Consider the following 13770-nt stretch of genomic DNA (forward strand, 5'->3'; position numbering starts at 1 on the left):
TAAAACATATTTAAAATATAAACAATGCAGACACAGAAAGTAATAGATCATATCGTCAACTGGCTGAAAGATTATGCAGTAAAGGCCAATGTAAAAGGGTATGTCATCGGGGTATCCGGAGGGGTGGACTCGGGAGTGGTTTCTACCCTTTGTGCCATGACAGGACTGGAAGTTCTCCTGGTAGAAATGCCGATCCGCCAGAAAGAAGACCAGATAAACCGTGCACAGGATCACATGGAAGATCTGAAAAAGAGATTTCCTAACGTGCAGGGAAAAACCATCAACCTGACGCCCGTTTTCGAAAGCTTTGAAGAAACCGTACACGATCACATAGAAGGAAGATGGAGCAACAACCTGGCGCTGGCCAATACAAGATCACGCTTCAGAATGCTGACCTTATATTATTTCGGGCAACTCCACGGGCTTTTAGTATGTGGTACCGGAAATAAGGTGGAAGACTTCGGAATCGGATTTTACACCAAATATGGCGACGGCGGTGTTGATGTTTCGCCCATCGCAGATCTTTATAAAACTGAGGTGTATGAGCTGGCAAGAGCTTTAAATTTAATTGAAAGTATCCAGAATGCGATCCCGACAGACGGGCTTTGGGATGCCGACAGAACCGATGAAGACCAGATAGGAGCCACCTATCCCGAACTGGAAAAAATCCAGAAAGAATATGGCACAAAAGCCGTGGAAGATTATGAAGGCCGCGATAAGGAGGTATTTGTGATCTTCGACAGAATGCATAAAGCCGCCAAACATAAAATGGTTCCTATTCCGATCTGCGATATTCCGGAAGAATGGAGAGGATAAATGTGAATAAGTGAATCGTCAATTGTGAATTTTATAATCCAATTTTTACAATTGACGATTCACTACAAAGTAATTGACAATTCACACCTATTTAATATTTATGAATAATAAAACAAGACCGCTATTTTTCATCTGCCTGGGGCTTCTTTTCGGGATGTCCGTGATGTATGTTTACAATAATTTTATTGCAGATAAAAAGATAGACCGCTCAAAGCCCGTCATCGAATACAGCAGCGCAGAACCCCTGCCAGAAACTACTTCTTCCGCTCAGCAGCAATCCATTGATAAGCTTACGGAAGACAAAACCGTGATCAGTTTTGTAAAGCAGAACCATAAGCTTCCTGATTTTTACATCACTAAAAACGAAGCCAGAAAACAGGGCTGGGATCCTTCAAAAGGGAACCTCTGTGAAGTCCTTCCGGGAAAAGCCATTGGCGGCGACAGGTTCGGTAACCGTGAAAAATCATTGCCTGAAGGGCTGTCTTATTTCGAGGCCGATGTCAACTATCATTGCGGCAACAGAAATGGCGACCGTATTGTATTTACAGAAAACGGTGAGGTGTACCTGACGAAAGATCATTATAAAAGCTTTGAAAAGCAATAACCGGAAATTGAAAACGAGAAAGGAATTATATAAAAATATGAAAACAATATATATCGATTTTACAGACATAGGAGATTATGAAGACTTCTATGCACAATTAAAAGAAAAACTACCACTGCCGGAACATTTTGGCGATAATCTGGATGCACTTTCGGATGTGATCACCGGCGAACTTGAAATGCCGCTTCACCTTGAATTCGTAAATATGACAGTCGATCAGCTCGAAACGTTTGAAGATCTCCTCACTACCCTTGAGGATGCAGAAGATGAAGTAGATGCATTTACATTTACGTATTTTCTTGAACAGTATGAAGAGTAAGTCGCTTTAGTAAGAATGTGGATTCGGGAGATACTCCTGTGCTTTGTCATTCAGGCAGGAATCGGGAGACATTATTATTAAAGCATTTAAAAGACACAAACAGGGAGTCCTGAAGGGACGACTTATATCAGGACAGGATAAAATCCTGTCAACGACAATTCGAATCATTTCGGCGAGCCAAAGGCTCGCCGAAATGATTTCTAAAACCATTGATCATCCATTCAACCGGGCCTTCGAGTAGCCTCAGCCCCGCCATTTTACAACTCTTTGTCATTCCGCAGAAACCTTCATACCCTGGCGCTCTCAAACTATCCGCGCCCACTTTGTCATTGACTCCGTCGAATCTTCGATTTCCGGAGGAATCTCGACATAGTTTCTAAAGTTGCATAGAAAGATTCGGGCTTAGATCCCTATGGGATGACAATTGGGATGGATAGAATGGAGGTAGTTGTGTAGGAAGCATTCTTGAACCACCCCGTGTTATAGTTTATACTGAGCCTGCCGAGGTACCATTGCGAACGAAAAATATACGCAATCATTTAAATAAAACCTTGCGCCGTGGCGTTTGAAATCCATTCCAATGATGTAATGAAGATGTGACTTCGAGAGCCAGTCACCGGCATTTTACAACTCTTTGTCGTTCCGTGGGAAATCTGGCACAGCTCTTAAAGTTAGCATGGAAAGATTCGGGCTTAGATCCCTACGGGATGACAAGGGAAGGGATCGCATCCGTTCAATGGTGGCTGAGCGGAGTCGAAGCCACAAAAAACTCCGGCCAGAAAATCTTTCCCAAACCGGAGTGCATCATATTAATAATTAAAACCCTTGTACCTGTGGCACTGACCGGTCCGCCCGAGTGGCAGTGAACGGACAGTACTGATGGCAGTGAACGGACAGTACGTGTGGCACCGTCCGGTCTGCAGCATAATGTAAGCTACCCTACTGTAAGCGGCTTATCCAACAATGCCGTTCTTGGCTGCTTCAGTAGGCTGCTGTCTGCAAACTGCGTTACCACTTCCAGCTGATAGGTGCCTGCCGGTAATGCAGGAATCACGACAATAAGCTCCGAAGGATTGTTGGTCACTATATCGCTTTCTTCGACCATCGTTCTCACACCGGATGTAGTATTGACAAAGAATACCCCGATGAAAGGATCATTACCCGCTACTTTGATCTTGCTTCCGGCAATCTTCAGGTTTCTGCCGGGAGTAAGAAGATCATTTACCGAACCACTCTTCACATCTGTTACCTGCAAGATCACCGCAGAAGATTCTGCCACACCCAGGATTTCGACTTCAATGTTTGGAATCTCTGCCCTCAGCTTTTCTCCCTGGTTGAACTGGAAGATAATGCTGTGCTTATCTTTGTTAAATGTCTCCGACGGACTGTCGAATACCCCACGGATGGTGGTATTGGCTGTAAAGTAACCGGTATTAATAGAATACCCATCACACAATTGATACGCCATTTCTTTAAGGAACAGTTCTGTGGCATGCTCCATCGCTGAGGCCGAGATGTCTGCCCCGCCACGGTTAGCAGCTGATTGGCAGATCTGCTGTACATTGAGACTGCGTTCGCTGGCTGTTTTAGCGGTGAAATCATTAGGATTGTCTTTGGTTAAAACGTTATCGTACAGATAAGCTTTGATTCTGTGAAGAATTGTTGCCATTGTTGTATATTTTTAAATAATTGTTAAAGTTATTGTGATATACCCTAACAGGGTTCTCAACCCTGTTAGGATAGGTTCAAGGATCCTATATTCTCGATATCATGCGTCTATTTTACCCAAACTTGGTGATATGTTGAGTTTGATGCGTTATTTGGATAATCATCCACTTCCCAAGACTTACTAGTATAGCCAACTCTTACTGCTGAAATTCCCCAAGTATTACTCCCAATACTATAGAATGGGAAATAGGTTAATGCTTGATCACCTTGGTTAGGAGTTATGGTAAAAGCACCCATAGAAAGTAACAATGCTGTATGCCCTGGTAGTGCTGTGTAGCTGCTTGATAGTCCAGAAAAATCACCTGTCCCTGTCTTTATATATGAAATACCATTAGCAAGAGATGTTTTGAAATGTATAACTCTGGTATGAGCATTTGTTTTCCCATAAAAACGAATGGAACTGAAACTCATTGCATTGAGCATACTGTTTGAAAGATGTCCCCAGTTCATGCTACTACCACTTTCATCACCTCCAAGGTTAGTGCTTCCAATAATGGGAAGTGAAGTAGTTTTCACCGCAAGAGAAGGAGTTGTTCCGCCTAAATGAAGATAATTTAGCACTAATGTCCAGCCCCCTCCATCAGTCGTCATATCACATTGCGCTTTAACAGGAGCATAAGTACTTCCTGCCTGATCGATATCTACATAATAAACACCATCTGCTGTTGTCAGTCCTTTATTCAGAATTTCCTTACAGCTTGCACAAGGTCCAAGGTAGATGGTACATCCTCCCGCTGTTGTAAAAGTTACCGCTCCATTGCTTGTACCTGTGTAGGTACCGGATAAAGTATAAGTAAGATTTCCACTAGCACTGTAGTTACCTGCGGTAAGCGTAAGTGTCAGTCCGCTCTGGGTAATGGTTTCACCTGTGTAAGCACATGAGCTTCCTCCCGCGGTATATGGTAAGGTATAGGTTCCTGAATAAGATGTTCCGTTGATCAGTCCATTGAGTCTGTATTCAGGTAATACACTTACCCAAGATCCTGCACTACAGGTAAAGTTAGGCATCACCGTAGATGTTTTAATCGAACTCAGTGTAAGCTTACTCCACGTCGCCGTAAGCGTTCCACAGGCAGTCGCAGTTCCGGATAAAGTATAAGTTACCGTCACACTTGCTCCTGCAATCAACGTGCTGGAAGCTGTACTCACGGAAGCTACCGAAAGACCGGTAACCCCAGAGAGAGCCAAGTCTGAGGTACTAAAAGCAATCGTAGCGGTACTGAAAGAATTATTGGTTATGGTAACAGTAAATGTATTAGAAGCTGTCATTGCTGTCCCTGCCTTATACGTTCCATTAAGAGCCGACGATGTAATGACTACTGCCGGTACAGAAGAATTAGAAAGCTTTTGCCATACGCTGCCGTCAAAATAATAGTATCCTTCGGCGGTAATATTGGCAGTTTTGGTACTTGGAGAAGCAACCGCTGAAAGAGCATAAATAATCGCTCCTTTGAGGTCAGGAGTATATTTTGTGTCAGCAATTTTGATCTTATCTCCTTCTAATTGAGGAATGATTAATCCTTCTGCTCTACTGCCGTCCGTCGTTTTTCCGGTGATATCGAGGGTTACTTTCGGGTCGGTATTATTAATCCCCACCTGAGCTTTAATAATGAGGCTGATGAATACAACAGCCATTGTAATAAAATGTTTCATTGTTTTGTATTTATGAGTTTGTTTTGATGACTTTAATTGTCTTTGGTTTATTTGAACACGAAGTGCACGAAGATTTTTTTATATATGATGCGTTTTTAAGTTTCACAAAGGCGTTTCACTTATAAGAGCTCGCAGAGTTTTAGAGTTGGAGGGTCGGAGGGTTTTAGAGTTTGAGTGTGGAGTGTCGTCACTTCGAGTAGATTTTGAAAAAATCGTATCGAGAAGTTTGTGAGTTTGAGTGTAAATGTCATTCTCGATACATTTTTTCTTCACCTTGTTACGAAAAAACACTCGAATTGACGACACTCCGACCCTAAGACCCTCCCACTCTCAAACCCTCCGACTCAATAATAGCTTCGACAGGCTAGTCACTTCGAGTAGATTTTGAAAAAATCATATCGAGAAGTTTGTGAGTTTGAGGGTAAATGTCATTCTCGATATATTTTTTCTTCACCTTGTTACGAAAAAACACTCGAATTGACGAAACACAAATGGCACTGATGGTTAAACACTCAATTCACTAATGTTGTGTGATTTTCTTTGCTGAGATCCCTACGGGATGACAAACAGAGTGGATAGTGAATGACCATTTGCTGCGAATGAAAATCTTTGATTTTCATAAACTGATGTGTTCTTTTTGTTTTCAAAGTTGTAACCTTATTTCTCATGTGACTGATGTGTTAAAAAACTCTTGCACCTTATGATTGAAACACAGGCGGAGGACGACCGAAATGATTGATGGTGATATGTTTTAGCTGAAAAGGATGAGAAGTAATACGAATATGTTTTTCTTGATCCCTTCTTGCGCTTATGAATACAAAAAAGAAAGATGCTATTGTTTTATGTTGCAACTTTATTTGAGAAGAAGTTCCGATAACAGCTATTGAAGATGAATTAGAAAATAATCCCAGATTGTGTTTGCCTGTTGGACTGATTTTATAATATGTGTTTTCCGTTGGACTATCTAGGGACTTCTTACGAGAAACTTTGGAACAAGAAGTTTTGATCAAAACCCCGGACCACTTCTTAAAAGATGCTTTTCTCAGGTTTTGACCGGAAATATATATTGGAGAATCTGCATACAAATACGAGTCTTCGGATACAAAGACTACAGAATCAGAGGATACAAAAGTTTGAGCGCTCAACAATGATGAAACGATGACCACAAAAGAGCACAACAATACCACGCTTTTGCGTTGGAGGGAGAGGGCTTTAGAGGGAAATATCATTTGTAGTCTCATGTTTTGTAAGAAAGTAGTCTATCGTAGACTACTTTCTTACATACAAGGCTCACCATAGCAAAACTTCTTAAAAAACAGGTGTAAAACGGGATGTAAATTCCGGCTGTTTTGCTACAAGTTTTTCTTTAAAGACTTTATGATGAACAAAACTAAGAAATTAGAAAACAATTTGTTGTGTTTGGAAGTAAAAAGAATTTGTTTACATTTGTAGCTGAAAAAAGTAGTCTACGATAGACTACTTTTTTTGTGATGCTTTACTGTCCCTCAGGAAAGCCCATCAATAAAGAGTTTCAGAGAAAAAGGGAGTTGTCAGTCATGTGCGGTTGAATAAAATATATAATTATAAATCAACCTTGCGCACAGCCCTTCAACGAAATTATAACGGCCACAAAGAACCCTTAGAAAAAATCTGAATTATCACTCTATCATTTCAGTACACTTCTCTGTATCTCCCTGTATAAGGCATGTATGTGGTATTAATAAATTTTTAATCAATATGTTTATTTGTTATTTTTATCTCAAATAAATAACAGTTAGATTATGATCATATGCGAAAACCTCTTGTTTTCCCATGGTGCTGAGCAACAAAATTATAATTCCGGTGAGTATATCTTTGAAGAAGAGAGTACTCCGAAGTATTATTTGCAGATAAAAACCGGCATGGTAAAAATAAGCAGTTTCCTGGAAGACGGCAAAGAGTTTATCCATTCGATGCCTTTCGATGGTCATTGCCTAGCCGAAAGCTATCTTTTTAGCAATAAGAAATATGCGGTAAATGCGATCGCTGTCACCGATTGTGAAATTATAAAACTTGAAAAAAATAAGCTGATCGAACTTCTTCTGAAAAAGCCACAGCTGATCTTTACTATGTATTCTTATACCGCAGACCGTATGCGCTACAAGCACATTACCTCTGCCCCATTCTCTTTTCAGGATCCGATAACGAAACTAAATCTTATCCTGCATCATGTGAAGAGCAATTTCGGTTTTAATGATAAATTTTCTTTCCATGTTCCTTACACCCGGCAGCAGCTCGCTTCGATCACGGGTATGCGGATAGAAACCGTAATCCGGACCATCAAAAAAATGGAAAAGCAGAATATGCTGAAAATCGACGGCACAAAGATATTTGTATAAAAAAACTGTTGAAACTAAAATTAAATTTAACCACAAAAGCTACAAAAGACAAGTTTAAAAAGTTTTATGAACTCATCAAAGATTTCAAAAGAATAAAAATCAAAGATTTTTAAAAACTATTGGCAACTTCTTCTTTTATAAAAATTTCTTAAGATAGAAATTTCTAATCTTTTGTAGCTTTTGTGGTTAAATAAAAAAGTCTGAACATTTTTAAAATTAAAAATCCTTAACAGCTGATGTTAGGGATTTTAATTGTATATCTCCGAAATTATTTTCCGATCACTTCCGTAATAGGGTTTCCTACATTTCCGCTCGGAAACTGTATTTTCAGTAAAGAGGAAACTGTAGGAGCAATATCCGTCATATAATATGCTTTATTACTTTCACCGTGCTGAATTCCCCAACCCATAAAGATCAGTGGAATGTGTGAATCGTATGAATTCCAGACACTGTGCGTTGTTCCGGTTTTGGAATACGGCGGAAGCATGGAATCGTGCGATATCAGCTGGATGTCACCGCTTCTCTGCCTGTTGATCCCATTGATGATCCTCTGTTTGATAGGTTCCGGAATGGTGGATTCCTGTACCTTTGTTACTGAAACGGCATACAAATCATCCGGATTATTTTCTATTTCTTTAACGGTAAAGTCTCTTACAACATCCAGATCGAGTTTATTTTCTTTCAGAAGCTTTCTGTCAAAGTAGATCTGGTAATTATCAATTGCGTTGATCAGTTTATCCACCCCGAATTTTTCTTTCAGCTTATCGTTCATGGTTTTTTCCATTCCGTCTCCGAAAAAGCCGGTGGTGATTTTATGCTCCTGTAAAAAACCTACGGAATGCGCTCCTCCGTGATCCGCAGAAAGGAATACGGTATATTGCCCTTTTCCGACTTTAGTATCTAAATAATTAAAAAACTGCGCCAGATCCTGATCCAGTCTTAGATAAACATCTTCCACCTCAATAGAGTTGGGACCAAACTTATGACCTGCATAATCCGTTGATGCCAGATTGATGGCGAGCATATCCACCACATCATCACCTCCCAATTTCTCTCCTTCCACCGCAGCTTCCGCCAGCTTCAATGTCAGGGTATTTCCAAAAGGCGTATAGCGGATGTTGTCTTTTTTAACCTTATAATCTGCAGCTAAATTGCTGTAAGGGAAAACCGGAGTTTTTGCACTCCCCAGCAATCCTTCCCAGGCAGAATTGTCCGGTGAGCTTTCTGTGTACTGGCTGATCGGAAGCAGCGTATTCCATCCGTTTGCTACCAGCTTATCCGGCATTTTCTGTGAATTAAAAGATTTCACCCATTGCGGAAGATCATTCATATACCAGCTGCTGGTAATGAAATCTCCGGTAGAATCGTCAAACCAGAAAGCACCGTTCGGAGTATGACCCGCCGGTAAAATGGAAGCTCTGTCTTTGAGCGATACACCAATTACTTTACCCTGAAAATTGGTTGCCATTCTCAATTCATCGGTAACAGTCGTTGACCAAAGGTTTTTCGGAGAATGGCTTCCTGCTGTTGCATTGGTCGTTCCTACCGCTTTTACAGATTCATCGGTGGTACAATAGACATTTTTGCCTGTTTCCTTGTCTGTCCAGTCGTTTCCTGCAATCCCGTGAATGGCAGGAACCGAACCGGTATAGATGCAGGTATGTCCCAATGCCGTCACGGTTGGGACATAAGGGATGTGAACGTTATTCAGAGAATATCCTGTATTTAGTAATCTTTTGAAACCGTCATTGCCATATTTATTGTAAAAACGGTACAAATAATCCCACCTCATCTGATCTACTACAAGGCCTACTACAAGTTTCGGTCGTTCCAGTTGGGAATTTTTAATCTTCTGCGCGTTGATCGCTGTAACGGACAAAATAGCTGCCGCGGCGATCGAAATTTTCCTAAGCATTCAGTAAAAATTTTATTGAGGCAAATGTAAGGGTTTTGAGATTTTCGTATGTGAAATTTTATTTAAATTTTACCGCCGCGACATTTTAATTATATTGATTATCCGTTATTAATCATACTCCCTGTTTTACCGCCGGGTTTGAAAGATTTTTATGTAGTTTATGTTTTTAGATTACCTAAAGCCACTTCACTTCTAAAAGATCCCAAGTTTTTTAAGATGATAAATTATGGAGAGTTCAGAGCAAAAAAATATGTAGAAACAGCTTATCAATTTGTTTTTTAAAACTTTAAGGTATGTTATTTGTATGGAGTTTGTTTCAAATTATTTAAATTTGGCAAATATCAAATCACTATTAATACACAACAAATGAAACTTCTCCGACCTTTTATTTTATTCGTTTCCATTCTTTTATTCGCATGGCTTTTCGTCAGCAACATCAATCTGATCAATGTAGCGACCACCCTCAACGAGGCTGAGATCAGCTCTGATATTGACAAAGTAAACAAATCTACGGATATCACCAGCCTTAAGGAATTCACGATTGAAAAAATAAGTTATATGGAAGCCATCAGAAACCGGTTTACTGAAAATGCGATGATCCGGGTAGCCGTGATCTCTGTGCTGATTATTTTGCAGGTGGTGCTGTATGCTACATGCGGTAATATGTTCAGCGCTAAGCAGCCCCGTCGATCAAACTAATTTCAAAGAATATTAACGACTTTCAATACATCAATGGAAATCAGAAAACTTGAAATGCTGACCGGCAATCCAGCCCTTGGATGGGGAGACAACGGCTACACAACCGATAAGATATTTGTGGTGTCTGCTATTGATGCAGGAAACACTTTTGAATTTAACTTACGGGAGAAAAAACAGCCATACACTAAAATCGGGAATATCAATACAGATGATATTCACCGACTGAATTCTATTATCAGTCAGGGTCATTCGTTTGGAGCTTATTACGAAGGTGAACTCATAGGCTGGATTGTTGGTGACTTTCGATCATGGAACAACAGTCTTTTCATTGAAGGTCTTTTAGTAAGCAAAGCCTTCAGAGGTCAGAACATCGCAAGATTACTGATTAAAGCAGTGAACCGTGAAGCGCGGGAGCTGCAATGCAGAATCGTAGAATTGGAAACCCAGAATACCCATTATCAGGCTATTAAATTTTATCAGGAAGCTGGCTTTGCGATAACCGGCATTAACACAAAACTATACAATGATTCTGCGGAAACAGCCTTGTTTATGAGCTTTGATTTAATGAAATAAATATTTTAAGATAATAAGCTTTTCATAATAACTTTCATTCTATATACTCTCCTTTTTTTTCTACAATCTGATTCCCCCACGCTGTAATTGCTTCCAGCACAGGAATACATGTCTTCCCAAAATCAGTCAGTGCATACACTACCTTCACCGGAGGTTTTATTCCAAAAACCTGTCTGGAGACCAGTCCGTCTTTTTCCAGTTGTTTCAACTGAAGGCTCAAAGTCATTTCTGTAACTGAATATAATTCTTTCCTAAGCTCGCTATATCGTTTTTCACCGTCTTTAAGATGGTATAGAATAACGGTTTTCCATTTTCCGCCTACAAGATCCATGGCCAGACTTACCGAACATGGATATTTCTTATCACCAATTTTAACATAGTTACCGATGCATTCGTTTTTCATTTTATTAAGACTATCAGATTGGATAGTTATTGCAAATGTATGTAAGGCAGGGTAATTTTGCAACTATCAATTTTATAGTTAAAATAAGTTATTATCATCAGCAACAGAAATTTCATTTAAATAAATATTAGATATGGCCCTAATTATTCTCGGACATCCGAATATTGAACAATCTTTAGCAAACAAAACCATCATCAAAGAACTTGAGCAAAGCGATCTTGAAATTGAAATCCGAAGTCTAGCCCAGTTATACCCGGATTACAAGATTGATATAAAAGCGGAGCAGGAAGCTTTATTAAAACATAAAAACATTGTTTTCCAATATCCCGTGTACTGGTATAATATGCCTGCGATCTTAAAACTCTGGTTTGACATGGTTTTAGAATACCAATTTGCCTACGGTTCAAAAGGAGACAAATTAAAAGGGAAGAATTTCATTCCCAGTTTCACCGTAGGAGCCCCAGAAAGCGAATATTATACATTGGGAGAGCATCATTTCAGAGTCTATGAATTCTGCAAAAATCTGGAACAAACCGCTTATTATACGCAAATGAATTATATAAATCCTTTTTATTTTCACGGAACCTCGATCAATGCAGGTTATACGGAAGAAAATGTAAAAGAGAGAGCAAGGGAGCAGGCAAAAAGATTGATAAGCCTATTGCATTCATTTGAATGAACCCCTCAACAAACAAAATTTGAACTGTACAACAAAATGTAAACTTCAAATAAATCTCAACTTTGTGCTGTAAAATGTAAATACAATGGAAAACGCACAGACAAAGAAAACCGTTTTGGTAACGGGAGGAACAGGGTTTTTAGGAGTTCATACTATTCTTCAGCTATTACAACAAGGATACGAAGTAAGAACCACCCTTCGTTCATTCACGAAAAAAGACAACATCATCAAAGCACTGGAAGAAGGCGGAATTTCAGATTTTTCTCATCTTACTTTTTTTGAAGCCGATCTTACGAGTGACAACAACTGGAATGAAGCCATAAAAGGCTCTGATTATGTCCTGCATGTGGCCTCTCCTTTTCCGGCACAGGATCCCAAAGACGAAAATGAATTAATCATTCCGGCAAGAGACGGCGCTTTACGGGTATTGAAAGCCTCTCGGGATGCCAATGTAAAAAAGGTGGTTTTTACTTCTTCTTTTGCAGCAGTCGGATACAGCAAAAATATAAAAGATCATATTTTCACAGAGGAAGACTGGACGGATGTAAATGCAGGGCTTCCGGCCTACATCAAATCAAAAACCGTTGCTGAAAAAGCCGCATGGGATTTCATCAAAAATGAAGGAAACAGACTGGAACTGTCGGTCATTAACCCTGTAGGAATTTTTGGACCTGCGCTTGGAGGAATTACTTCTGCTTCTCTGGATATTGCCGTTTCTGGAATTCTGAACGGGAGTATGGAATATACTCCAACTTTCACAATGGGAGTTGTAGATGTTCGGGATGTTGCGGATATTCATATTAAAGCCATGTTAAGCCCTGATGCAGCCGGACAACGTTTTATTGCAACTGCAGATGGGGTGATGAGCTTCTATGATGTTGCGGAGTTATTTAAAAAAGAAAGGCCGGAATACACCGCCAATATTAAAAAACTTGAACCCATCAGCAAAGAATTTTACAAAGAAATGTCGAATCAAAAAGCAAGAACCATTCTGCACTGGAATCCGAGAAGCCGGGAAGAAGCTTTACTGGCTAGTGCTGATAGTCTGATGGCAGGTTCATAGATTTAGCTTATATTTAATTTTAAAAGACCGGGAAGTTGAATTTATTCCAGAGAATCAATATTTTTTAGCGAATTTTTCACGGTCTTGATTGATTTATTTCTTTCGTATCACAACAAAGGAAAATTATTAAAATGAAGTTCAACAATCTGAAATCTTGTCATTTAGGACCCGAAATATCTCCTGAGCAGTTTATCCCTGAGCATTTCTTTTTGTTTTTGCTTAAAGGTTCGATGGTTGCTTACGACGGTCATAATCATTACAATATGAATCCCGGAGATTATTGTATTGCAAGGAAAAACCACCTGGTCCGCTATACAAAATATAAAGATGATGGAAAGTTTGAAAAGGTAATCATTACTTTCGATGAACCTTTTTTGAGGAAATTCCTGGAACGACATCCTTACGTTGCCGAAGCAACAGATTACAATGATTCATTTCTATTCATAAAAGAAGATATTCTGGTCAAAAATTTTGTACAGTCGCTGGAACCGTATTATAACGGAACTGAAAAACTGGATGATGACTTTGTCGATATCAAACGTGAAGAGCTGTTAATGATTTTACTGAAGAACAATCCTGATCTGAAAGATATATTATTTAATTTTAATATTCCTCATAAGATCGATCTGGAATACTTTATGAATCAGAATTATAAATTCAATATCAGCCTGGAACGTTTTGCTTTCATGACCGGAAGAAGTTTATCTACTTTCAAAAGAGATTTTAAAGCGCTTTTCAATACAGCTCCCGGGAAATGGCTCATTAAAAAACGTCTTCAGGAAGCGTATTTTCTTTTAGATAAAGAGTATAAAAAGCCAAGCGACATTTATCTTGATCTGGGGTTTGAGGATCTATCGCATTTTTCCTTTGCCTTTAAAAAAGAATTTGGTGTTTCGCCTTCGGAAGTTGGAAAGGCATGATTCAACATTTCAGGTATATA

At 39.4% G+C, this 13770-nt stretch carries 14 protein-coding genes; 9 read left to right on the forward strand and 5 right to left on the reverse strand.

Annotation, left to right across the window (positions count from 1 at the left end):
• Nucleotides 1-24 precede the first annotated feature (24 nt).
• The 3 genes from nadE (at nucleotide 25) to ACWNCI_RS10165 (ending at nucleotide 1739) form a co-directional block, all read left to right on the forward strand.
• On the forward strand, nucleotides 25-816 hold the full coding sequence (gene nadE / locus ACWNCI_RS10155; protein ID WP_449388207.1) for an NAD(+) synthase: 792 nt from the start codon (nucleotides 25-27) through the stop codon (nucleotides 814-816).
• Nucleotides 817-916: 100 nt separating this feature from the next.
• Nucleotides 917-1420: a ribonuclease domain-containing protein gene (locus ACWNCI_RS10160; protein WP_449388208.1), complete on the forward strand. Its 504-nt coding sequence runs from the start codon at nucleotides 917-919 to the stop codon at nucleotides 1418-1420.
• Between the two features lie 37 nt (nucleotides 1421-1457).
• Nucleotides 1458-1739, forward strand: a complete 282-nt coding sequence (locus ACWNCI_RS10165; RefSeq protein WP_449388209.1) for a barstar family protein — start codon at nucleotides 1458-1460, stop codon at nucleotides 1737-1739.
• A gap of 934 nt (nucleotides 1740-2673) precedes the next feature.
• Here the strand turns inward: ACWNCI_RS10165 and ACWNCI_RS10170 are convergent.
• From ACWNCI_RS10170 to ACWNCI_RS10180, 3 genes are all read right to left on the reverse strand, one after another.
• Nucleotides 2674-3408: a DNA-binding domain-containing protein gene (locus tag ACWNCI_RS10170; RefSeq protein WP_449388210.1), complete on the reverse strand. Its 735-nt coding sequence runs from the start codon at nucleotides 3406-3408 to the stop codon at nucleotides 2674-2676.
• A 107-nt stretch (nucleotides 3409-3515) separates the two neighbouring features.
• Entirely contained in the window at nucleotides 3516-5120 is a 1605-nt protein-coding gene (locus tag ACWNCI_RS10175) for a fibrinogen-like YCDxxxxGGGW domain-containing protein (RefSeq protein ID WP_449388211.1), read from the reverse strand.
• 698 nt (nucleotides 5121-5818) lie between these two features.
• Entirely contained in the window at nucleotides 5819-6361 is a 543-nt protein-coding gene (locus ACWNCI_RS10180; protein ID WP_449388212.1) for a hypothetical protein, read from the reverse strand.
• A gap of 540 nt (nucleotides 6362-6901) precedes the next feature.
• On the opposite strand from ACWNCI_RS10180, the gene ACWNCI_RS10185 reads away from it, so the two are divergent.
• A complete protein-coding gene (locus ACWNCI_RS10185) occupies nucleotides 6902-7498 on the forward strand; it encodes a Crp/Fnr family transcriptional regulator (RefSeq protein ID WP_346984426.1) in 597 nt (198 codons plus the stop codon).
• 268 nt (nucleotides 7499-7766) lie between these two features.
• Here ACWNCI_RS10185 and pafA read toward each other — a convergent pair whose 3' ends face one another.
• Nucleotides 7767-9413 carry an alkaline phosphatase PafA gene (gene pafA, locus ACWNCI_RS10190; protein ID WP_449388213.1) on the reverse strand — a complete coding sequence of 549 codons (1647 nt, stop codon included), beginning with the start codon at nucleotides 9411-9413 and terminating at the stop codon, nucleotides 7767-7769.
• Between the two features lie 366 nt (nucleotides 9414-9779).
• Between pafA and ACWNCI_RS10195 the strand changes: the two genes are divergently transcribed.
• Nucleotides 9780-10112 carry a hypothetical protein gene (locus ACWNCI_RS10195; RefSeq protein ID WP_346984423.1) on the forward strand — a complete coding sequence of 111 codons (333 nt, stop codon included), beginning with the start codon at nucleotides 9780-9782 and terminating at the stop codon, nucleotides 10110-10112.
• Between the two features lie 33 nt (nucleotides 10113-10145).
• A complete protein-coding gene (locus tag ACWNCI_RS10200) occupies nucleotides 10146-10685 on the forward strand; it encodes a GNAT family N-acetyltransferase (protein WP_449388214.1) in 540 nt (179 codons plus the stop codon).
• A 34-nt stretch (nucleotides 10686-10719) separates the two neighbouring features.
• Here the strand turns inward: ACWNCI_RS10200 and ACWNCI_RS10205 are convergent, their stop codons facing one another.
• Entirely contained in the window at nucleotides 10720-11088 is a 369-nt protein-coding gene (locus tag ACWNCI_RS10205; protein WP_449388215.1) for a winged helix-turn-helix transcriptional regulator, read from the reverse strand.
• Nucleotides 11089-11221: 133 nt separating this feature from the next.
• On the opposite strand from ACWNCI_RS10205, the gene ACWNCI_RS10210 reads away from it, so the two are divergent.
• From ACWNCI_RS10210 to ACWNCI_RS10220, 3 genes are all read left to right on the forward strand, one after another.
• Nucleotides 11222-11767: an NAD(P)H-dependent oxidoreductase gene (locus tag ACWNCI_RS10210; RefSeq protein ID WP_449388216.1), complete on the forward strand. Its 546-nt coding sequence runs from the start codon at nucleotides 11222-11224 to the stop codon at nucleotides 11765-11767.
• An 85-nt stretch (nucleotides 11768-11852) separates the two neighbouring features.
• On the forward strand, nucleotides 11853-12830 hold the full coding sequence (locus ACWNCI_RS10215; RefSeq protein ID WP_449388217.1) for an SDR family oxidoreductase: 978 nt from the start codon (nucleotides 11853-11855) through the stop codon (nucleotides 12828-12830).
• A 131-nt stretch (nucleotides 12831-12961) separates the two neighbouring features.
• Nucleotides 12962-13750, forward strand: coding sequence for a helix-turn-helix domain-containing protein (locus ACWNCI_RS10220; protein ID WP_449388218.1), 789 nt, complete (start codon nucleotides 12962-12964; stop codon nucleotides 13748-13750).
• The last annotated feature ends 20 nt before the right edge of the window (nucleotides 13751-13770 follow it).

It is taken from the genome of Chryseobacterium lineare, assembly GCF_977014045.1.